Annotated in this window: 18 protein-coding genes and 2 pseudogenes (1 of these 20 running past the window's edge); 2 read left to right on the plus strand and 18 right to left on the minus strand. The window is 73.1% G+C overall.

What is annotated here, in order from left to right:
- The 4 genes from D455_RS29295 to D455_RS29300 form a co-directional block, all read right to left on the minus strand.
- Nucleotides 1-854: CoA transferase (locus D455_RS29295; protein WP_241480165.1), on the minus strand; the 854-nt coding region annotated here is incomplete at its 3' end.
- Nucleotides 851-2,476, minus strand: coding sequence for a class I adenylate-forming enzyme family protein (locus D455_RS0105265; protein WP_017569719.1), 1,626 nt, complete (start codon nucleotides 2,474-2,476; stop codon nucleotides 851-853). The genes D455_RS0105265 and D455_RS29295, both read right to left, overlap by 4 nt.
- Nucleotides 2,476-3,837 carry a protoporphyrinogen/coproporphyrinogen oxidase gene (locus D455_RS0105270; RefSeq protein ID WP_017569720.1) on the minus strand — a complete coding sequence of 454 codons (1,362 nt, stop codon included), beginning with the start codon at nucleotides 3,835-3,837 and terminating at the stop codon, nucleotides 2,476-2,478. The genes D455_RS0105265 and D455_RS0105270 overlap by 1 nt, the downstream gene beginning before the upstream one ends.
- Entirely contained in the window at nucleotides 3,834-4,514 is a 681-nt protein-coding gene (locus tag D455_RS29300; RefSeq protein WP_241480170.1) for a UbiA family prenyltransferase, read from the minus strand. Before D455_RS29300 ends, D455_RS0105270 begins: the two co-directional genes overlap by 4 nt.
- 29 nt (nucleotides 4,515-4,543) lie before the next feature.
- Here D455_RS29300 and D455_RS35095 point away from each other — a divergent pair, with 29 nt between their 5' ends.
- A complete protein-coding gene (locus D455_RS35095) occupies nucleotides 4,544-4,681 on the plus strand; it encodes a hypothetical protein (RefSeq protein WP_241480167.1) in 138 nt (45 codons plus the stop codon).
- 95 nt (nucleotides 4,682-4,776) lie between these two features.
- Here D455_RS35095 and D455_RS0105280 read toward each other — a convergent pair whose 3' ends face one another.
- From D455_RS0105280 to D455_RS29315, 14 genes and pseudogenes are all read right to left on the minus strand, one after another.
- Nucleotides 4,777-5,937 (minus strand): DegT/DnrJ/EryC1/StrS family aminotransferase, encoded by a 1,161-nt coding sequence (locus tag D455_RS0105280; RefSeq protein WP_017569722.1) that lies wholly within the window; start codon nucleotides 5,935-5,937, stop codon nucleotides 4,777-4,779.
- On the minus strand, nucleotides 5,934-7,139 hold the full coding sequence (locus D455_RS0105285) for a DegT/DnrJ/EryC1/StrS family aminotransferase (protein WP_051064580.1): 1,206 nt from the start codon (nucleotides 7,137-7,139) through the stop codon (nucleotides 5,934-5,936). The genes D455_RS0105280 and D455_RS0105285 overlap by 4 nt, the downstream gene beginning before the upstream one ends.
- 80 nt (nucleotides 7,140-7,219) lie before the next feature.
- Entirely contained in the window at nucleotides 7,220-7,747 is a 528-nt protein-coding gene (locus D455_RS0105290; RefSeq protein WP_017569724.1) for an EF-hand domain-containing protein, read from the minus strand.
- 181 nt (nucleotides 7,748-7,928) lie between these two features.
- Nucleotides 7,929-8,393 carry a DUF6917 domain-containing protein gene (locus D455_RS0105295; protein WP_017569725.1) on the minus strand — a complete coding sequence of 155 codons (465 nt, stop codon included), beginning with the start codon at nucleotides 8,391-8,393 and terminating at the stop codon, nucleotides 7,929-7,931.
- Nucleotides 8,390-8,887, minus strand: a complete 498-nt coding sequence (locus D455_RS35100) for a Gfo/Idh/MocA family protein (protein ID WP_241480168.1) — start codon at nucleotides 8,885-8,887, stop codon at nucleotides 8,390-8,392. Before D455_RS35100 ends, D455_RS0105295 begins: the two co-directional genes overlap by 4 nt.
- 5 nt (nucleotides 8,888-8,892) lie before the next feature.
- Nucleotides 8,893-9,300: a Gfo/Idh/MocA family protein gene (locus D455_RS35105; protein WP_241480169.1), complete on the minus strand. Its 408-nt coding sequence runs from the start codon at nucleotides 9,298-9,300 to the stop codon at nucleotides 8,893-8,895.
- Nucleotides 9,300-9,656, minus strand: a complete 357-nt coding sequence (locus D455_RS35830) for an Ldh family oxidoreductase (RefSeq protein ID WP_275040880.1) — start codon at nucleotides 9,654-9,656, stop codon at nucleotides 9,300-9,302. Before D455_RS35830 ends, D455_RS35105 begins: the two co-directional genes overlap by 1 nt.
- A gap of 34 nt (nucleotides 9,657-9,690) precedes the next feature.
- On the minus strand, nucleotides 9,691-10,410 hold the full coding sequence (locus tag D455_RS35835; RefSeq protein WP_275040881.1) for an Ldh family oxidoreductase: 720 nt from the start codon (nucleotides 10,408-10,410) through the stop codon (nucleotides 9,691-9,693).
- Nucleotides 10,411-10,592: 182 nt separating this feature from the next.
- Nucleotides 10,593-12,704, minus strand: a complete 2,112-nt coding sequence (locus tag D455_RS35110) for a M20/M25/M40 family metallo-hydrolase (protein WP_449289296.1) — start codon at nucleotides 12,702-12,704, stop codon at nucleotides 10,593-10,595.
- 127 nt (nucleotides 12,705-12,831) lie between these two features.
- Nucleotides 12,832-13,845, minus strand: a complete 1,014-nt coding sequence (locus D455_RS0105315) for a Gfo/Idh/MocA family oxidoreductase (RefSeq protein ID WP_017569727.1) — start codon at nucleotides 13,843-13,845, stop codon at nucleotides 12,832-12,834.
- A gap of 271 nt (nucleotides 13,846-14,116) precedes the next feature.
- Nucleotides 14,117-14,434 carry a DOMON domain-containing protein gene (locus D455_RS0105320; RefSeq protein ID WP_026122345.1) on the minus strand — a complete coding sequence of 106 codons (318 nt, stop codon included), beginning with the start codon at nucleotides 14,432-14,434 and terminating at the stop codon, nucleotides 14,117-14,119.
- A gap of 594 nt (nucleotides 14,435-15,028) precedes the next feature.
- Nucleotides 15,029-15,826 (minus strand): FAD-dependent thymidylate synthase, encoded by a 798-nt coding sequence (gene thyX, locus D455_RS0105325; protein WP_017569729.1) that lies wholly within the window; start codon nucleotides 15,824-15,826, stop codon nucleotides 15,029-15,031.
- Nucleotides 15,827-16,142: 316 nt separating this feature from the next.
- Nucleotides 16,143-16,283 carry a GPGG-motif small membrane protein gene (locus D455_RS34415; RefSeq protein WP_017569730.1) on the minus strand — a complete coding sequence of 47 codons (141 nt, stop codon included), beginning with the start codon at nucleotides 16,281-16,283 and terminating at the stop codon, nucleotides 16,143-16,145.
- 187 nt (nucleotides 16,284-16,470) lie between these two features.
- Nucleotides 16,471-18,703, minus strand: a pseudogene (locus D455_RS29315) (anthranilate synthase component I).
- Between the two features lie 391 nt (nucleotides 18,704-19,094).
- Between D455_RS29315 and D455_RS29320 the strand changes: the two are divergent.
- A pseudogene (locus D455_RS29320) lies at nucleotides 19,095-21,026 on the plus strand (HelD family protein); it runs 352 nt beyond the window's last position.

Raw genomic sequence — 21,026 nt, forward strand, 5'->3', positions numbered from 1 at the left:
TCCGGTTCCCACGCGGCTTCGGCGGTGCGGACCAGGGCGACGCTCACGCCCGCGTTCCGGGCGGCCGAACGCACCCGGGCGAGGTCCACGGCGGCGATCGCCGCGGGCAGTTCGGGCGGCAGCGGGCACACCGCGGTGGCGAAACGCCCCTGGAAGGGCGGCCATCCGGCGGCGATCGCGGCCGGGGCGGCCCCCAGTCCGGTCCAGAACCGCAGCCAGGCCTCGGCGTCCAGGGTCTCGATCTCGAAGCGCGCTCCGTCCGCGGAGCGGAACGGCGGGGCGGTCTCCCGCCCGGACCGCCGCGCGTCGGCACCCGCGCCCCCGTGGACACCGGGCTCCCGACCGGACGCCGTGGCCGCCGCGACATGGGGGCCCGCCGCGAGCAGGGCGGCCTGGGCCGCCGAGACGGACCCGACCAACGCCGGTCCGCCGCGCGCCAGGGCCAGCGCGGAGGCCGCCACCGACTGCGCGGCGAGCACCCCCGCGCACACCGACGCATAGTCCACACCGAGGAACCGCGGGCCGCCACGGGCGCGCCCGTGCAGATGCGCCAGCCCGCACGCGGCCTGCACGTCGCGCTCCCCCTCCAGGGGCGTCCCCACCGGACCGGACCAGCTGATCGCGCAGCCGACCGGTACCGGAAGCGCGCGGGTCCCCTCCCCCTCGGGGACGCTGACCAGACCGACCCACCCGGCCGGGGCGTCCGGCGGCGGGGAACCATCCGCCCTGGAGACGGCACAGCCGAGCGCCCGCAGGCGCGCCACCGCGATCCGCAACGCGGTCGAGTCGCCCACCGAGTGGACGACGGCCCCGGCCAACGGCGGCACGGCCACGTCCACCGTTCGCCGCGTCACGTCCACCGGCCCGTCCCGCAGGTGTCGGGGCGCAGTCCCAACTGGTCACGCAGCGCGGTACGGCGAACCTTGCCGGTGTCGGTGCGCGGCAGCTCGTCCCAGGTCATCACCACCGGGTCTGCGAGCTCGGGCAGGTCGGCGACGGCGTCGCGCCACGCGAGGACGTCCAGTCCTCCGTTCCCGGTCACCACGACCGGCACCGGAGGGCCGTCCGGAACGCTCAGGACGACGCACTCCAGCACCTCGGGCAGACGGTCGTCCACGACGTCCTCGACCTCCAGGCAGCCGCCCTCACGCAGGGCGTCCACCTCGCGGTCCACCAACCGCACCCCGCCGGTGCGGGTGATGACCCCGATGTCGCCGGTGTTCCACCACTCCCCCACCAGCTTGGAGCGCCAGCGGCCCTCCTCGCCGACGTAGCCCAGGCACAGGGCCTCGGTCTGGCAGAACAGCAGACCGGGAGCCCCCGCCGGGACGGGGCGCATGGTCCGCGGGTCGACCGCGCGCAGCCGGGTGCGGGTGGGCACCGGATGGCCCAGGTGACGGGTGGTGGGGTGGCGTTCGCGTGCGGCGGCCATCGCCCGCCGGGTGAGGAACCGGAAGGTCAGCGGCCCGGTCTCGGTCTGACCCCAGCCCTGCATCCACACCGGACGCCGGTGCCCGGTGGCGTCGAGGAAGGTGCGCACGGTCGGCGGGTGCACGGCGTCGAAGGTGCTGACGTAGAGCCGCACCCGGTCGAACGGGGACTTCTCCTCGGCCGCCCGGTGCTGCCAGCGCACGAAGGTGGCGGGAGAGGCCTCCAGGGTCGTGGGGCGGTGCCGGTCCAGGTGGGGGCCGGCCTCGTCCCAGTCCTCGCTGGTGACGGCCGACAACGCGCCCGGGGCCAACCACAGCACGCCCGCGGTCCAGGCGAGCGCGCGGCCGTGCGCGAAGGAGAGCGCCGAGGTCACCGTGTCGCTGGGGCGGCTGCCCAGCACGGGCCAGCGGTGCGACTCGAACCCGGCCAGGCGGCGCATGATCGTGTGGGTGGAGTGCGTGACCAGCTTGGGAACCCCGGTGGTACCGGAGGTGTGCATGACCGCCAGCGGAGCGTCCAGGTGCGGCCTGCGCGGCGGCGGGGCGGAGGCGCCGCGCACGTCGTCCGGGCGCAGGACGTGCCCGGAGGGACCGCCGGTTCCGGCCGCGCCGTCCACGACCAGGGTGCGGGTGGCGTGCACCGTGGGGTCGGCCCCCGCGTCCCGGGCCGCCGCCAGCAGCGCCGCGTCGGTGACCAGCAGCGCCGGGTCCAGCCGCTTGAGCAGGACCTCCAGGGTCTCAGGCTCCAGGCGGGCCGACAGCGACGCGGGTACCGCGCCCAAGCGGGCCGCGGCGCAGTTGAGCAGCACGTAGTCCCAGTGGTTGCGCTTGGCGATCGCCACGCGGTCACCGGGCCGCACACCGGCCGCGGCGAACCATCCGGCGACCTCGCGCACCAGCGCCCCGACCCCGGGCACGTCCAGTTCGGTGCCCAGGCCGGGGGCGATGTCCAGGGGCCTGCTCAGGTGCACGGCGGTGTCGGCGCCGCGCGCGGCCACGTCGTCGAAGAGGGTGCCCAGGTGGATGGGCTTGGTGAACAGGGTCATCAGTCTTCCAGGGAGGTCGGAACGGGGGTCGCGGTCCTCGGGGTGAGGAACGCGAGGATCCGCTCGGCGGCCGTCGTGGCGGAGGAGACCGCTCCCTCGCTGCACGGGCGCAGCGCGATCCAGTCCCCGGCGTAGTCCACGGCCGCGGGCGGGCGGACGGTGAAGGCGGCGCGTGTCCGCAGCGCGCTGGGGCCGGCGGCGGGCAGGCCGTGGTGGAAGCGGTGGACGTGGACGGCCTCGATCCGCTCGGACAGTCCGGGCAGCAGGGGTTCGGCCCGTGCGGTGAGCCGGTCGGCCACCTCGTCGTCGGGAGCGTCGAGGAGGTCGGCGGCGGCCCCGGGCGAGGCGATCAGGGAGACCAGCCCCCTCCCCGCGCTGACCCGTCCCGGGTGCTTGTTGTGGTCGACGGTGACCACGTTGAGCACCGGGTCCTCCACGGCGGGGACCAGGGTGGCGAAGCCGCCGCGCGCCCCGGCTGGTTCCATGGGGCGGTCCAGGACCAGGGAGAGGCGGAGCATCGGCACGTACTCGCACGCCTGGAGGTGGGCGCGCTCGATGCCGGGCGCGTCGGGGCGCAGCCGCGCCGCGACCGGGGCGGGGACCGCCAGCACGGCCGCGCGTGCGGTGACCGCGCCCGCCGGGGAGTCCAGCCTGACCCCGTCCACCTCGACGGCCACACCGGTCACCGGGTGACCGGTGACCACGTCGAGCCGGTCGGCCAGGGCCCGCGCGAAGGTGTCCATGCCGTCGCGGTAGGTGCGCCAGTGGGCGGTGCTGCCCGCGGAGGCCAGGTGCGCGGCGAAGGGCGCGGCGGCCGTCCGCTCGGGGTCCCAACCGAAGAATCCGGAGGCCAGCGGTCCGAGCAGCCGGTCGCGCAGCTCCGGATGGTAGGAGCTGAGCAGTTCGGCGAGGGTGCGCGCGCCCAGCGGTGAGCGCTCGGGGCGTTCGGGGTCCAGCCCGGCGCGTGCCAGTTCGGTCTGGAGGCGCAGCAGGTCGACCCGCGCGCGGGGGGACAGCCCGGCGCCCGTGAGCAGACCCAGGGGGCGGCCCACGTGCGGTCGGACCCGGCCGCCGCGCCACGCGGCCAGGGCGCCGCGCACGCGGGGCACCGCACCCGGGTCGTCGTCCAGGCCCAGGTCGCGGATCAGCTTCCAGGTGGCCGGGTAGGCGGCGGCCGGGGGCAGCATCTCCGCGCCGGTGTCGATGAGGCAGCCGTGTTCGCGCAGGGTGCGCATCCGTCCGCCCACGGCGTCGGCGGCCTCCAGGACCCGCACCGAGCACCCCGCCCGGGTCAGCGCGTGGGCCGTGGCCAGTCCGGCGGGACCGGCACCGACCACGGCGACGTCGAGGTCCCCGCTCATACGGCGGCTCCCAGGAGGAGGGGAGCGAGCAGGTTCGCGGCGATCAGGATGACCACGGTGACCCGGTGGGTGTGGATGGCCAGGCGCCGGGCGCGCAGGATGTCGCCCATGACGAAGCCGATCACCAGCTGGGCCACCCGCATCAGGAAGACGGGGGCGAGGACGACGGGGAACCACCAGGGTGAGATCCCGGCCAGGGTCGAACCGGTGATGAGCAGGCTCTCGGCCGCGGTCGCCGCGATGATGAAGGTGGCGTTGAGTCGCCGGGGCACCAGCGCGGCGACGGTGATCCGCCCGGCGGCGCGGTCGCCGTCGGCGTCGTTGGTGTTGGAGTACAGGCCGAACAGCATGGGGCCGAACCCGAACAGCAGCGCCTGGACCACGACGAAGCCGTTCAGCTCCCCGGTGAGCAGCCCGTAGGGCGCCAGGACCCAGCCCACGCCCAGGCCGATCAGGAAGACCTCCTGGAAGCCCCGGTAGCTGATCTTGAGTCCCCAGGAGTACTGGACCGAGGCCACGACGCACAGGGTGGCCACGGCGACCGCCCACACGGGCTGGTGCGGGGCGGCCACGATGACCAGGGCCCACAGCACCGCGCTCAGCGCGGTCGCCGCCCAGGCGAAGCGCAGGGCCTGAGGTTCGGTGAGCGTCCCGGCGACGAGGGGTTTGCGGGCCAGCCTGCGGCGGGCCGCGTCCNCGGTACCCGGTGACGTCGTCGAAGGCGACCATCGCGGCCACCACGGCCACCTCGGCGAGCAGGATGAGGGCGAGCAGCCCCAGGGTGCCCGGCTGCCAGCGCAGCGCGGGCGCCAGCATGGCCAGCACCAGGGGCAGGCCGATGTAGTAGTCGACGATGTCGAGCTTGGCCAGCCGCGCGTAGGCGGCCAGGGAGCCGCGCGCGGGAGCGGTGGTGGGCTCGTGTCCGGCGAGGTCGGTCATCTATCTGTCCGTCCTTCTACGGTCGGCGCTGTCGGCGAACGCGCACACGGTGTCGGCGATGTGCTCCACCTGACCGTCGTCCAGGTGCGGGTACAGCGGCAGGGAGATGTTGCGCCGGGCCGCCGACTCCGCGTTCGGCCAGTGCGCGCCTGGTGGGGCGTGCGGGGCGAACGCGGGCTGCGCGGGCAGCGTCCGCGGGTAGTACACGTGGGTGTCGACCCCGTGTGCGGCCAGGTGGGCGCGGAGTTCGTCGCGCCGCTCGGCCAGGAGTGTGTAGACGTAGTGGCAGCGCCCGTCTCCGCCGACGGGCGGTGCCGTGATCCCGGCCTCGGCCAGCGGCGCGAACCGGGTGGAGTAGTAGGTGGAGATCTCGGCCCGGCGCGCCAGGCGGGCGTCCAGCCCGTCCAGCCGGTACAGCTGGAAACCGGCCATCACCTCGTCGAAGCGGCTGGTGGAGCCGACGCGGTGGTGGAGGAAGCGGTGGACGCCGTCCTGGCCGTGGTTGCGCAGCATGCGCACCCGTGTGGCGAGTTCGGTGTCCCCGGTGATCACCACGCCGCCCTCGCCGGGCATGCCGAAGGTCTTGACCTGGACGAACGAGTAGACCCCGGCGTCGCCCCACAGTCCCGCGGGACGTCCCCCGAGGGTTCCGCCCTGGGCCAGCGCGGAGTCCTCGACCAGGCGCAGCCCGCGCCGGGTGGCCAGGTCGCGGAACCGGGGCATGTCGGCCATCACCGAGAACACGTGCGCGGGCATCAGGGCACGGGTGTTCGCGGTGACGGCCGCCTCGGCCGCGTCCGGGTCCATGGTCAGCGCGGCCGGGTCGACGTCGGCGAAGACCGGGCGTGCTCCGCACCCGATGACGGTGCTCGCCAGAGGCGCGCAGCCGAAGGCCGGGACCACCACCTCGTCGCCGGGGCCGATCTCCATCGCGGCCAGGATGAGGGTGAGCGCCGAGGTCCCGCTGGAGCAGGCGACGACGTCGGACGCGGCGAGGCGGTCGCGCAGCGCGTGCTCGAGGCGTTCGGTGCGCTCACCGAGGATGAACTTCTGCGCGGTGGCCGTCCCGGTCGCGTGGACGGCCTCCAGCAGGGCGTCGCGGTCGGCGTCGAACAGGTCCGGCGCGAAGAAGGGGATGCTCCGCGTGGTCGTCGTGCTCATCCGCGCCTCCCCGTGTGGAAGTCCTCGATCTCGTCGCAGACCCGGTCCACCTGCGCTTCGGTCAGGTCGGCGTGGAGCGGCAGCGCGACCGCCGCCTCGCAGGCCGCCTCGGCGCGCGGGAAGTCGCCCCGCGCGTGTCCCAGGTGGGCGAAGCAGGGCTGGAGGTGCAGCGGGACGGGGTAGTAGGTCTCGGTCCCGATCCCCGCCGCGGCCAGGTGGGCGACCAGGCCGTCGCGGTCCTCGACCTCGATGAGGTGGACGTAGACGACCCGTCCGCCGCCCGGGTGCGGGGCCGCGCCGCTGGGCACGGCGCGGACGCCGGGCGTGTTCCGCAGGCGGGCGTCGTAGCGCGCGGACAGTTCGGCGCGGCGGGCGATGTCGGTGTCGAGCCGGGAGAGCTTGGCCAGCAGCACGGCGGCCTGGAGGTCGTCCATCTTGCTGTTGCAGCCCGCGACGACCGTGGGGTTGTTGATGCCGGGGAAGGCGTCCAGGGTCCGCCCGGAGCGGCCGTGGTGGCGCAGTGCCCGAGCGGTCTCGGCTAGGCGCGCGTCGTCGGTGAGCAGGGCTCCCGCGTCGCCGATGGCGCCGAGCGTCTTGGCGGGGAAGAACGACAGCACCCCTCCGGCGCCGAGCAGTCCGGCGTGCGTTCCGCGCAGCCGCATGCCGATCGCCTCGGCGCTGTCCTCCAGCACCGTCAGGCCGTGCCGTCGGGCGACCTCGTGCACGCCCTCCATGTCGGCCAGGCGGTCGAAGAGGTGCACGGGCATGACCATCCGGGTGCGGGGGGTGACGGCCGCCTCCACCGACGCCGGGTCGATGCCGTACCCGTGCTCCTCGATGTCGGCGAAGACCGGGACGCCCCCGGCGAGCACGACCGAACTGGCCGTGGCGACGAAGGTGTAGGCGGGGACGATCACCTCGTCGCCGGGGCGCAGTCCGGCGGCGCGCAGCAGGAGCACCAGCGCGTCGGTTCCGGAATTGACGCCGACCACGTGGCGCGCACCGGTCCACCGGGCCAGTTCACGCTCGAACTCGGCGACCATGGAGCCGTGCGAGTACTTTCCCCGGTCCATGACACGAAGACAGTTACCGCGTATTTCCGGCCACAGTTTACTGAAGGTCTCGGACTGGTCGAAGAAGGGGATGGGAAAGCGCGTTCTCCCCGTGGGTTCGACCTCGGGAGGCGAAAGCGTTCTCTTCACGTTTCTACGTTTCTACGCTGTGGAGGGGCCGGGGAGCGGGCCCCGGCCACGGCCGTTCGGCCGTGACCGGGGGGAGGGGGTCAGGCTCCGAGGAGGGGGATGTCGTTGCGGCCGAGGTGGTAGTCACGGACCGCGCTGACCAGCTCGGCCGTGGACAGCTTGCCGCTGCCGTCGGTGTCCAGCTCGGAGAAGGCGCGGTCGGCGGCGGCGCCCTCCAGGCCGATGGCGGCGAACCACTTCTGCATCTCTTCCGGACTGATCTCACCGTCGCCGCTGACGTCCAGCACGTCGACGATGGCCTGGATCGTCGGCTGGACGACGGAGGCGAAGCCCGCGTCGCCCTTGCTGATGATCTCCTGCTCGGCGGCCTGCACGAACTGCTCCTGGCTCATCCGCTGGGTGCCGGCGGCCTGGGCCAGGTGGTCGAACATGGCCAGGTAGGCCTGCTTCAGCTGGTCGCCCTTGGCGCTGCCCTCGGCCCCCAGACGCGAGACGATGTCGTTCGCCTCGGTCTCGAAGTCCGAGCGCTCGATCACGCCGTTGCCGTTGGCGTCCCAGAGGCGGAAGCGCTCTTCGAGGCGGCTGTTGGCCTTGGTGGCAGTCGTCATGACTTTTCCCTCTCAATTTACACGGAAAAACAGACGTACGATGCTCTGCTCGAGCACGGGAAGGATTCTCCGGCCGAATCCGTCCGGACCCTCCCCACACCCAAATAGTAACGACGCAGCACGCCCCCCAAAAGGGATTCAGGGGAATTCCCTGATGCTATTTGATTTTTATATCGGACATTTATGAGCAAAAACCGGATACCTCGGGAACCGACGCGGGAAACGGCTCCGCGGCCCCGGGCGCGCCCTGGCGGAACACCAGCGGCTCCCCCGCCGCCAGCCCCAGGTCCCGGCCGGTCGGCACCGGCTCGGCCCGGATCAGCACGTTGTAGTGGTTGGGCATGTGGCAGGCGTCGAAGCCGAGCACCACCCCCACCCGGCGCGGGCCGATCCACACCTCGTCGCCCCGGTCCACCACCCCCGCTGAGGTGATCTCGGCGAACCCGAGGAAACCCACCCTGTCGATGCGTGCTCCCGGAGCGGTCTCGGTGTGGTCGGTGGCGACCAGTTCGTGCACCTCCCCCGCGCGGACGCACCGGCTTGCGTGGGGTTCGAGCCGCATGCCCCGCTCGTCCCTGCGGTGGACCAGGACCTTGACCAGCGTCGCGCCGACCTCCCGTTTGGGGCCGTCCTCGTACGGGTTCATCCCACTCCCTCCCTCGTGCGTTCCCCCGCCAACCGGTAGGCGTCCCCGACCAATCGCAGCGCGGACGGTCCGCCCGGGTCCTCGACCAGGCCGTCGCGCACCCGCCGCTCGAAATCGGCGAGCACGCCCACGTACTCGTGCCACAGGGATCCCTTGAACTCGCTGTGGCCCGCCAGCATGTCCACCGCCAGTACCGCGCCGTCCGCCGTGCGCACCTCGACGTCCTTGCGCTCGCCGGGGTGGGACCAGTCGAGCAGCACCCTGGCGCGTGCGTCCCCCGCGCGCAGCGTGATCCCGGCCTGCCGGTCGGTGCCCGCGGCGTCCCGGGTGACGTGCGCCGCCACCGCCTCGGCCGGGCCGAGCAGCGACTCCACCAGGTCGAAGGCGTTCGGCCCGTTGTCGGCGACGCATCCCCCGCCGCACCGGTCCGGGTCCAGGTACCAGGTGTCCGTTCCGGCGTGCTCCTCGATCCGCTCCAGGTAGCGCACGGTCATCTCCGTCACGCGACGCCCGGCCAGCTCCGCGCGCAGCCGAGCGACCCCGGAGTTGTACCGGCGGTGGAAGGCGGTGAACAGCGTGACGCCCCGCTCCCGGGAGAGCGCGGCGAGTGGCTCGGCCTGGGCGGCGTCCAGNCGCACACGGCCACGTCGCGTCCGAGCGCGTCGGCGCAGATCCGCGCGTGGGCGTCGTTGGGCGCGGTGACCACCACGGCGTCCAACGCGGTCTCGTCCAGCATCCGCGCGTGGTCGGTGTAGCCCGGCACGCCGACCGCGTGCGCGTCCAGCACCTTCGGCTGGCGGTCGCACACCGCGGCCAGGCCCACCCCCGGCACGGTGCGCAGCGCGGCGAGGTAGAAGCGGGAGATCACGCCGAGGCCGACCACCCCGATCCGCAGCGGCCCGTCCATCACGCGACCTCCGCCGGGAAGGGCAGCCCGACGCGCGCGGCCAGTTCCACCAGCTCGGTGTACAGCGACGCCTCCAGCGGCACGCCCCCGCCGCGCCGTTCCCGTGCCCGGTGGTACTCGTGCCAGCCCGGGTAGCGCACCGGGTCGTCCGGATCGGTCGGCGGGCACGCCAGCAGCGCGCCGAACAGTCCGTCCGCGTCGGCCGCGGCCCCCTCCCGCAGGGCGTCGGGGGCGATGGCGGCGACGAGGAAACCGATGTCGTCGTCGCGGCCGCTCGGGCCGCCGTCCCCGGCGAGGGCGTCGGGGTGCGGCCCCAGGCCGGCACCGGGCACCAGCGCGGCCAGCACCTCCACCATGAGTCCCAGGCCGAACCCCTTGTGGCGGCCGGTCTCACCGCCNCGCCCGTCCGGCGTCGAAGGCGGAGGGGTCGGTGACGGGAGCTCCCGTGTCGTCGCGGAGCAGCCCCTCCGGCAGGGTGCGGCCCTCCCGGGCCGCCTGGCGGATCCGGCCCGTGGGCGCGGCCGTGGTGCTCATGTCGAGCAGGAACGGGGGGTGCTCACCGGCCGGGGCGGCGACGCTGAGCGGGTTGGTGCCCAGCATGGCCACCGCGCCGCCGGGCGGCCGGGCGATGCGCTGACCGCCGCAGTTGCTGGCCACCAGACCGACCATGCCGCGTTCGGCCGCGCGCAGCGCGTGGTACCCGGCGCATCCCAGGTGGGTGGCGCCGCGCACGGACACCAGGCCGATGCCGTGGCGTTCGGCGCGGTCGGCGGCCAGGTCCATGGCCTCGCTCGCCGCCCACAGCCCCAGCGCGCGGCGCGAGTCCAGGAGCACGGCGGCGCCCAGGTCGGTGAGGACGCGGGGTTCGGCGGCGGGATCGGCCCTGCCCTCGTCCAGCAGCGGCAGGTAGAGCCGGGTCAGGTTGGCCAGGCCGTGTGAGCGCGGGCCGGTGAGGTCGCCGTGGCACAGCGCGCGGGCCGCCTCTGCCGCCCGGCCGGGCGGCAGACCGCGGTCGGTGAACACGCCGGTGGCGAAGGCGACCAGGTCGTCGTGGCCCACCCGCACGGTGTCACGGTCCGGTGGGGCCTGGGTCGGGGCCGCGGTGTTCACCGGACCTCCCTCTGTCGCGGGCGCGGAGGGGTGTGGTGTACGCGCATGTCCTCGTCGTCCTCCTCGTTCGTGTGTGGGCGGTTCCGAGCAGCCCCGAAGGGACTGTCGGACTGGTGGGGACGGGTTTCGCGGCGGTTCGGTGGCGGGTCTCCGTCGCCTCCCTGGCCGCCGGCCGGCCCGCGTCAGGTCTCCCCGGGGTCGTGTCCACCGGTGGTCTCGTCGGTGAAGGCGGTCAGGACGCGGGCCACGGCGTCGGCGAACTCGTCGAGTTCGGCGGCGCGCGCGAACTCGCCGTCGGCGTGCGCGTTGTTGGCGGCCAGGTCACCGGGCCCCAGCACCACGGTGTGGGCGTCGGGGACCCCGGACATCCAGATGGCGTCGCAGGTGAAGGCCGGTTCGTCGGCGGGCCACGGGGCGATGCCGGCGCGGCGTACCAGGGCGTGCCCTCCGGGGGCGCGGTCCTCCAGCACGGGCAGGCCGCGTTTGGTCCACTCCAGGCGGGTGAGGGCGCGTGCGTCGGCGGCGGTCCGGCCGAACAGGGCGGTGTCGGCGAACTCCTTGGTGAACGCGTCGATGCCCGTGTCGAGCGCGTCGGTCAGCGCGCGTTCCAGGGCGCGTCCCGCGGCGGCGTCGGCGTAGGACAGGTTGAGCAGCAGTGATCCGGTGCCGTAGACCCTGTTGTGCAGGGTGCCGGTGTGCACTCCGGCCAGGCACACCGCTCCGCTTCCGGCGTGGGCGTCGAGGGCGCGTCCCAGGTGCTGGGCCAGGTAACCCAGCAGGACGGAGGCGTTGTGCCCGGTGTGCGGCCGGTCGTCGATCGCGTCGTCCCCGTCGACCGACACCCGGGCGGTCATCGCCGCCGTGCTGCGGGGGAGGAACCGCATCCGTGTGGGCTCGCAGAACACGTTGAGCCGACCGGTGTGGCCGCGTTCGACCAGTGGCCGGGTGCCGAAGGTCCCCATGGCGCCGCCCTCCTCACCGGCCACGGCCTGGATGAGCACCCCGACGTCGCGGCCGAGGGCGGGACGGTTCGCGCACGCGGCGCGTACCCCGGCCAGGAGCGCCACCGCCGGGCCCTTGGCGTCGATGGCGCCGCGCCCGTGGAAGACCCGGCCGTCGAAGCCGACCGGCGGGTCACCGGCGACCGTGTCCAGGTGCACGTTGAACATCACGGTGCGCTCGGCGGGCAGGTCCGGTCCCAGCCGCAGCACCAGGCTGGGTTGGCAGGCGAGGAACGCGGGGAGGGCCAGGGCCTCGCGCACGGGGGCCGGAACGTCGGGGCGGTCCATGTCGGCGGGTTCGGCGGGGGCGTGGTGGACCGTGCGAAGACCCGTCTCGGCGGCGGCCTCGGCGTAGAGGAGCTGGGCCTCGCGCAGGCGCGGCGGGGGCCCGCCCGGGCCGGTCTCCAGCGGACCCGCGGTGGGCAGCGCCAGCAGCCGCAACAGCAGGNCGCGGTCGCCGGGGGTGAGGGACGCGGGTGTGTGGGAAGTGGTCACCGGGTCACCTCCTCGGTGTGCGCGCACGCGTCCGATGGACGCCGGGGGGGCGTTCTCGGGGTGGCGGATTCCGTCCGCGGAGTGCCAGGCCCGGTCGACGAGCCGCTCCAGCGCGTGCCCGTAGGCGACGAAGGCGGCGCGGTCGCCGCGGCCGGGATCGGCTCCCGAGGCCCGCAGGTGCGGACGCAGGTGCAGGTGGGGCTCGATGGAGAGGGTTCCGGCGTAGCCGTGCGCGGCCAGCAGCCTCAGGCACTCCTCGACCCCGGCCTCACCCGTTCCGGGGAGCACGTAGCCGACCTCGCCGTCGGATCCGGTCACCGCGTCCTTGACGTGGACGTGCGCCACGTGGTCGACGAGGGACCGCAGCATCTCCGGGGCGTGGTAGCCGTGGGCGACGCCGTTGCCGGTGTCGAACAGCAGGCGCAGCGCCGGGCTGTCCACCTCGGCCAGCAGGTCCAGCGCCCGTTCGGCGCTGTCCCCCGCCCAGCCCGCGCAGTTCTCGTGCACCAGGACCAGTCCGGCGTCCTCCGCTCGGCGGGCCAGTTCGCGCAGGCGCGTGCGGACGCGGTGTGCCCACTCGGCCTCGGCCAGCCCGCCGGAGGGGTAGGACATGATCCGGACCAGGCGGGTGTCCAGTACGGCGCAGCGCCGCGCCAGTGTCTCCAGTTCGGCCACGTCGAGGGAGAAGTCACCGGTGGCGGGCCTGGACCAGTCGGCGATCCGGGAGGCGACGGCGACCACGTCGGCCCCGGCCTCGCGGATCCGCTCCGCCGCGCGGGCGAAGGCCCGCTCCTCCATCGCGGCGAGCGGGATCCCGTCGACGGTACGCGGTTCCAGGCGGTTCCAGCCGAGTTCGCCGAGGGCGGTGAGCTGTCCCCCGATGCCGGGCGAGGCCTCGTCCCCGACACCGGCGAGAGGGGGTCGTTCACACGCTGACGGCACTGCCCACCTCCCGCCTGCGGGCGCCGGCCCCGCACAGGTTCTTGGCCTCGGTGAGCAGCCGGACCGCCTCGACCTGGACCGGGAGCGTCCCGGCCCCGCGGAAGGAGCGGGCGTAGCGGCCGTAGGCGGTCCGGATGAGCGCGGGGATCGCGTCGTCGGCGAAGACCGAGTGGGAGGCCGCGTGGCCGAGGGCGTCCACCGACAGTTGGGCGGTGTGGTCGGCCGCGCTGCACGGGTAGTGGCCGGTGAGTACGGCCTGGTCGAACTCCAGCACGATCCGGCGTTCGCGGACGGGCGAGGTCAGGTCCGAGTCGATCCGGCTGAGCACCCCCGAGTGGTGCTCCAGGTGGAGTTGGGCGCGGCCCATACGGGGTGTCCGGATCCGGTCGGTGGCCATGTCCTCGAGAGAGGCCGCGGTGATGTCGGCTCCCCCGGCCAGGGCGATCACCACGGCCAGCGCGTGCGGTACCTCCACGTCGAAGGCGGTGGGATGGCCCGGCGCCTCGGCGGTACGGGTGAAGCGGGGCTTGTTCTGGAGCACCGCGATGGAGCGCAGACCGCCGAAGGCCCCGCTCCGCAGTGCGGCGCGCAGCCGACGGGTGAGCGCGCTGTCCAGCCACTGGGTGGTGACCGTGATGTCGAGGTCCCAGCGCCGTCGCAACCGGGCGACGGCGGCCAGCCCCACCAGGTCCAGGGCCAGCGGCTTCTCCACGACGATCATGCGGTAGCCGAGCCGGGCCAGGTGCTCCAGCGGCCCGGAGCGCAGGTGCGGCGGTGTGCACAGGTGGACCACGGTGCGCTTCGGCGGGGCCCAGCGTGCCGCCTCCTCCAGGGAGCCGACCATGAGCACCCCGTCGACCGACGTCCGGAACGGGTCGAACCCCACCACCGGACCCGGTGCGAACAGGGCGGGGGCCTGGGCCCGCGCCTTGGCGAGCGACGGCAGGTGCAGCCCTTCTCCCGATCTGCCCAGGCCCACGATGAGGGTGTGCAGCATAACGTACGGACACCTTTCCCTTTTTCTTCTCCGCGGCACGCGACGCACCCCTGGGAAAACGACGGCCACGCGCTTTCGGCCCGCGCCTCGGACACCGTTCGGACCAAGGGAGCCACACCCGTGGGAAAGGGAACGCGCCCTTCCGTGAAATCGGGGAGGAACGCGTTCCGCCACGGTGGCCTCCGGCCATGGGCCAGCGGTCGGCGGCACGGGCGACGGCCTTTCGGGCGGCCCCGCGGACACCGTCGGGCGACCGCGGGACCGGTCCGGGTCAGGCCACCGAGAAGCTGAACATCCCGCTGGGCGGGGCGTGCCAGCCCCGGTCCGGAGCGACCACGACACCCGGCCCCAGGCACCCGGGGCCCGCGTGCATGCTCACGTCCGCGTCGGTCAGGTTGACCAGGACGTGCGCGGTCGCGGGAAGCTGGTGGCAGCTGCCCGACGGGGGATTCGGGTAGTGCCGCAGTTCCTCGAACTCGGTCGTGAAGACCACGACCTCCCCGGTCGCCGCGGACGCCGGGGCGGCACCCGCCACGGCCCCGCCCACCGCGAACGCGAGCGCCGCCGCGGCGGACACGAATGCCCTCATCGTTTTCGCCTCCCTTGTCGATTCAACCCTTCACGACTTCTCCCGCCGACGGACCGGCGGGCTTCTCCTTTCGCCGTTCGGCGACAGGAAGGACCAGTCCGGCCCTGGTTCCCACACGGCCACTCGGTCCGCACATATCAGCGGCACCACGGAGAAACCTCAGCCATACTGCCCCCTCAGTATCGGCAATGGCCAATGCGAGGACAGATTCACTGCCAATTTCGGACCGCCGCTACTTGCCACAAAAAAGAAGAAAACACAGAGGAGGGAAAATCAAGAAAAGGGAGCTTTTCGGTGGTTAGCGAATGATCGGAAGATCATCCGCTGAGTTCCGTTATCGACCGGAAGGCGCGTGTATCGGTGCGTCGGGCCTCCGACCCGAGCACAGTTCGACCCGGAACACAAGAGACGAAAGAGGTTATCGTTACCACTGTTTCAGGTGATGTCCGGATGACCGGAGCACCGGAGGCCATCGGCCACGGCCGGATTCCTCGGCGCGGCGTTCTGCCGCGCACTCCTGGGGAAAGGGAAGTCCCTGGTTCCGGAGTGCACAAAAAAAGCCCGCCCCGAGGGGCGGGCCGTGTCCGGGGTCGCTCAGACCTTGCGCCACTGGGGAACCCAGGCCCCGTCCTCGACGGTGTAGTCGCCGAAGAGCGCCGGGGCCTCCTCCTTCAGGGCCTCGCCGATGAGGTGGAAGAGCAGGCGGATCTCCTCCTCGGCACCGGGCGCGGTGCGGGCCTCCAGGGTGTGGCGCAGGGTGCGCACGTTCGCGGTCCACACCAGACCGGTCGCCACGCCCTCGGGGGCGAAGCGGCGCATGAACGACGTCCTGTGCTTCTTCTCGGCGAACTTCACGCCCTCGTCGTCGAGGCCGAAGTGGTCGGCCATCCAGAGCTGGAACTCCTCCATCTGCTGGAGCATCGCGGTGGCGCGCTCCATCAGCTCGGGGTCCTCCTCCGCCCAGTCCGGGAACCAGAACGGCAGGTCGGACAGGCGCACGAAGCGCAGCGACTCCTGGGAGACCGCGACACCGGGGCGGTGGCGGATCAGCTCGTGGGTGAGCACACGAGAGACGTTGTGCAGGACGAAGCTGAAGCTGATGTGCTCCAGGACGGAGCCGTGCATGCTGGCCAGGAGGTTGCCGAGGTAGGCGTCCTGGTCCTTGCGCACCCGGGTGACGTTGGGGTTCAGGCCCGGCTCCCAGGAGCGGTAGCACAGGCGCCCGGCGAACTCGGCGAGGTTCTGGGGGTCGTTGAGGTGGGCGTCGAGCTCGCCGCGGTCGAACCGCTCCAGCCACGCCTCTCCCCCGACCTCCTTGAGGTAGTCGGCGATGGCGTCATAGTCCACCTGCGGACGCGCCACCAGACGAACCTGCGGCTCGACCCTCTTCACAGCATGCCTCCCGTTCGTGTTCCCCGGCCTCCCGAACGCACGCCTGACAGCCGTGACCAGGGATGCACGGGGCACGGGGGCATGACGGGGGCGGGGGCTGACCAGCCTTCCCCGAGGGTACACGGGGTCGGCACCGGTCGGCGGCGGGCCAGGACGGGCGCGAGGCGGCGGTCGGGCCGGGAATGCGGCCGGATGCCGTGGGAGGGGCCGGACACCCGCCGGTTCACCCCGGCCGGGCGCCCGGCCCGTGTTCTGTGTCATGTGTCGCGGTCGCCGACCGCGGCCCGCGGTCGTGGAGCCGAGGAGGACACACGGGCTAGAAGCCGTAGAAGTAACCGGGGGCGATGAAGAGACCGATCACGATGGCGATGATGCCCCACAGGAGCTGGCCCCGCAGCACCCCGAGAACGCCGGCGATGATGAGAATGATTCCGAGGATTGTCAGCAGAATACCCATACACAACCACTGACCCGTAACAGGTTGATCAAACTTTCCGGTTGGATGTGTTGGGGAAAAGAAGTCTTGACGCAGGTGAACGGCCGCGTACGGAGCACCGTGTGGTCCGCGGGGATCCGCGCACGGCGCGTGCCGTACGCGGATCCCCGCGGAGGAACGGGTTCCGCCGAATCGCCCCCGGCTCCCCTCAGCCGCGGGCCAGGCGCAGGGCCCGGGCCACGATGCCCTCACCGACCGCGGCGGTGAGGATCGACTCGGGGTGGAACTGGACCGCGTACCACCGCGCGGCCGGGTCCTCGATCGCCATGACGACGGGTTCCTCACCCGGCTCGCCGTCCAGGACGGCGGTGACCTCGAAGTGCTTGACCCGCTCGGGAACGGTGTAGGTGGAGTGGTAACGGGCCGCGGGGAAGGCGTCCCCGCCGTCCAGGTCGGTGAGGAGCTGCCCGCCGGACACCCGCACGCGGCCGGACTTGCCGTGGACCGGCTCGTCCAGGGTGCGCAGCTCTCCTCCGGCGTGCTCCACCATCCCCTGGAGCCCCAGGCACACCCCGAACACCGGCAGTCGGCGGGCGGCGAGCTCGTCCAGCAGGGCCGACATCCCGAAGTCCTCGGGCAGGCCCGGTCCGGGCGAGAGCACGACCAGGTCGGGGGCGAACCGGTCCAGCAGGGAGGGGTCGAACCCGTAGCGGACCGTGGTCACCTCGGCTCCGTGGCGGCGCACGTAGTCGGCGAGGGTGTTGACGAAGGAGTCCTCGTGGTCGACGAGCAGCACCCTCATGCCCTGGCCGGGGAGTTCGACGGGTCCGGGGCTCTCGGCCCTCCCCCGCGGGGTCCCCTCCCGCTCTCCCAGGGCGAGGGTCTCCAGCAGGGCTCGCGCCTTGAGGAAGGTCTCGCGCTCCTCGGCCTCGGGTTCGGAGTCGTAGAGCAGGGTGGCTCCCACGCGCACGGCGGCCACGCCGTCACGGATGTGCGCGGTGCGCAGGGTGAGGCCGGTGTTCATGGATCCGTCGAAGTTGAGGACGCCGACGGCGCCGCCGTACCAGCGGCGGGGGGGGGGGTCGNNNNGTCTCGTTCTGCTCGACGAAGCGCATGGCCCAGGTCTTGGGCGCGCCGGTGACGGTGACCGCCCACATGTGGGTGAGGAAGGCGTCCAGGGCGTCGAACTCGCGGCGCAGGGTTCCCTCGATGTGGTCGACGGTGTGGATCAGGCGCGAGTACATCTCGATCTGGCGGCGGCCGATCACGCGGACGCTGCCCGGCTCGCACACGCGCGACTTGTCGTTGCGGTCCACGTCCGTGCACATGGTGAGCTCGGACTTCTCCTTGGCCGAGGCGAGCAGTTCCTCGATGTTCTCGGCGTCGCCCAGGGCGTCGTCGCCGCGGCGGATGGTGCCGGAGATGGGGCAGGTCTCGACGCGCTGTCCGGTCCCGGGGTCTCCGGTGACGCGGACGAACATCTCCGGTGAGGCGCCGACCAGGTACTCGCCCTCACCGAGGTTGAAGAAGAACTCGTAGGGCGCGGGGTTGCGCTCGCGCAGCAGCTCGTAGAAGCGGGCGGGCGAGGAGCAGCGGGCGTAGGTGCGGTGGCCCGGCACGACCTCGAACAGGTCGCCGCGACGGAACTTCTCCTTGGCCCTGGCCACGATGCGCGCGTAGGAGCCGGGCTCGGGGCCCTCGGGCACCTCGCTGGCGGTCACGGGCGGAGTGGGTGCGGTCTCGCGCGCCAGGCCGCGCGTGGTGGCCTCGCCCCGGTCGCCGTCGGCGGGGACGGTGAAGTCGTAGGTGTAGCGCACGCAGGTCTCGCGTTTGCGGTCGCGCACGACGATGGCGTCGGGCAGGTGCAGGACCAGGTCGCGGTCGTCGGGGTCGCGGTCGATGTGTCGCTCGATGGGTTCGAACTGGAAGGCCAGGTCGTAGCCGAAGGCGCCGTACAGGCCCAGGTTGGAGTCCTCGGGGCTGTGCAGGGCGGCCATGACGGCGCGCAGCGCGGTGAAGACGCTGGGGCGGCGGCTGCGCTCCTCCTCGGTGAAGAACGCGTCCGGGTCGGGCTCGGGGACGGTGACGGCGACGCTGCCGTGCGCGAGGTCGGCCATGGTGCTGTCGGGGTCCGGGACACCGGCGGAGTACAGGGCCTCGGCCAGGACGGGCAGCAGGACGCGGCCGCGGTCGTTGAGGGCGGTGGCGGTGACTCGGCGTCCGCGCGTGGTGATCTCCAGGCACGGGTCGACGTAACCCAGGTGCCAGCGGTCGTAGCGGCCCGGATACTCCATGCCGGAGGAGAGCACGCCGCCGCGGCGCCGCTCGACGGACTGGACGAGTTCGGTGAGGACCTCGGGGTCGCAGGGTGTGGCACCGCGGTGGACGGTCACTCCACCCTGGGTGCGGTACGTGCTGGTCTGGACGTCACTGGGGTTCACGGCCGGTCCTTTGGCTGTGGATGTCGGGTGGTCCACACCGGCCGGGGGTCGTGAAACGGAGAACGACCGCCGGTCCGGGGCGGTCGTTGCACGGGTATGCGAACTCGGAGCACCGCCTAGGGGCGGCGCCACCACTGGGCCTGGGTGGTCGTGTGTCGCATACCCACGAGTGTAGCGGGTGCGGCGGATTCTGGGGAGGGCGGCACCGCGTCGTGTTCCCCGAATATCCGTCCGCGCCGTGGATGCGGCCGGACCTTCGGGACATGATGGACGGGAGGGGCCGGGCAAGGCGCGCTGGCGCGGGGGCCCAACGCTGTGCTAGGGTTCGGAGCCCATTGTCGCCTCTGAGTATGACCCACAATTAACCCACCATACGGAGCATAGCAAGAAGATGGAGTTTCGTCAAGCTGACGCCGAGGAGGCGTCATCGGCCGCCCTGGCCGCGGAACAGGAACGGGTCAGCGCGATGTACGAGCGCCTGGACGATCTTCGCGCGCATACCGCCGGCCGGCTCGCCTCCGCCCACATGCAGGAACGCGTCGGGTACGCGGCCATCGTGGAACGCGAGACCCGGTCCCACGAGCAGGCCCGCCGCCGTGCCCAGCTGGGAGCGGTCGAGGAGGGCCTGTGCTTCGGCCGCGTCGACCTCTCCCCCGAGGACGGGGACGGGGCCGAGACCCGCTACGTGGGCCGCATCGGGCTGCGCGACACCGAGTACGAGACCATCCTCGTGGACTGGCGGGCTCCGGCCGCCCGTCCCTTCTACGCCGCCACTCCGGGGGACACGCACGGGGTCACCCGGCGGCGCCACCTGCGGGTGCGCCGTCGCAGGGTGACCGGGCTCGACGACGAGGTGTTCGACCCCGACGGCCTCACCGACGCCGACCGCCGTCAACTGGTGGGTGAGGCGGCCCTGCTGGCGTCGCTGCGCCGGGAGCGGACCGGGCGGATGGGCGACATCGTGGCCACCATCCAGTCCGAGCAGGACCGCGTCATCCGCGCCCGGCTGGCCGGGGTACTCGTGGTCCAGGGCGGTCCCGGTACCGGTAAGACCGTCGCGGCCCTGCACCGCGCCGCCTACCTCCTCTACACCCACCGACGGGTGCTGGAGCGGCGCGGGGTCCTGGTGGTGGGCCCCAATCCGGCGTTCCTGCGCTACGTGGGCGACGTGCTGCCCTCCCTCGGGGAGACCGACGTGGTGATGCGCACGGTCGGGGAACTCTTCCCGGGGGTGGCGGCCTCACGGCACGATCCGCACCCCGTCGCCGCGGTGAAGGGCTGCATGGCGATGGCCGACCTGGTGCACGCGGCCGTGGCCGACCGGCAGCGCACGCCCCGGCAGGCCTTCGGCGACGGTGACCTGGTCGTGGAGACCGACGCGGGCGCGCTCACCGTGCCGGAGACACTGTGCGAGCACGTGCTGCGGACGGCGCGGGGTCTACGTCTGCCGCACAACACCGCGCGCAAGTACGTGGTCAACACCCTGCTCACGGAGCTGGCACGGGCGGAGTCGAAACTGCTCGGCCGTCCCGTGCTGGAGGAGGACCTGGGGTTCGCGGGCGAGCGGCTCTGGTTCGAGGATCCGGTGCGCGAGGCGCTGGACGCCCTGTGGCCGCACCTGACCCCGCAACGAGTGCTGCGTGAGCTGTTCGCCGACTCCGGGGCGCTGGAACGCGTCGGTTCCCAGGCCGGGTTCGGTTCGGACGCGTGCGCGGCCCTGGCCCGCTCCCCCGAGGCGCCGTGGACCGTGGAGGACGTGCCGCTGCTGGACGAGGCCGCCGAACTCCTGGGGGAGGACGACGGGGCCGGACGAGGTCGGGAGCGCCGCGCGGACGCCGAGCGGGCCGAGGAGGAGCGGTACGCGCAGGGGGTGCTGGAGTTCACCGGGCTGTTCGAGGACCAGATGATGGACGCCGCCGCGCTGGCGGCGCGGCACCGCGACACCGGACCCGAGCGCACCACCGCCGACCGCGCGGGCGCGGACCGGGAATGGGCGTACGGGCACGTGATCGTGGACGAGGCGCAGGAGCTGTCGCCGATGGCCTGGCGCACGGTGATGCGGCGTGTGCCGACCCGGTCGTTGACCGTGGTGGGCGACGTGGCGCAGACCGGGAGCACGTCGGGGGCGTCCTCGTGGCTGAACGCGCTGGAGCCCTACGCGGCCGGAAAGGTGCACGTGGAGCGGCTGCGGGTGAACTACCGGACCCCGGAACCGATCATGGCGGTGGCCGCGGACGTGCTGCGCGAGGCCGCGCCGGACGAGGAGGTGCCCGAGTCGGTGCGCGAGGACGGTGACCCGCCGCGCGCGGTGCGGCTGGCGGCG

This window comes from Nocardiopsis halotolerans DSM 44410 (assembly GCF_000341065.1).
Classification (GTDB): Bacteria; Actinomycetota; Actinomycetes; order Streptosporangiales; family Streptosporangiaceae; genus Nocardiopsis; species Nocardiopsis halotolerans.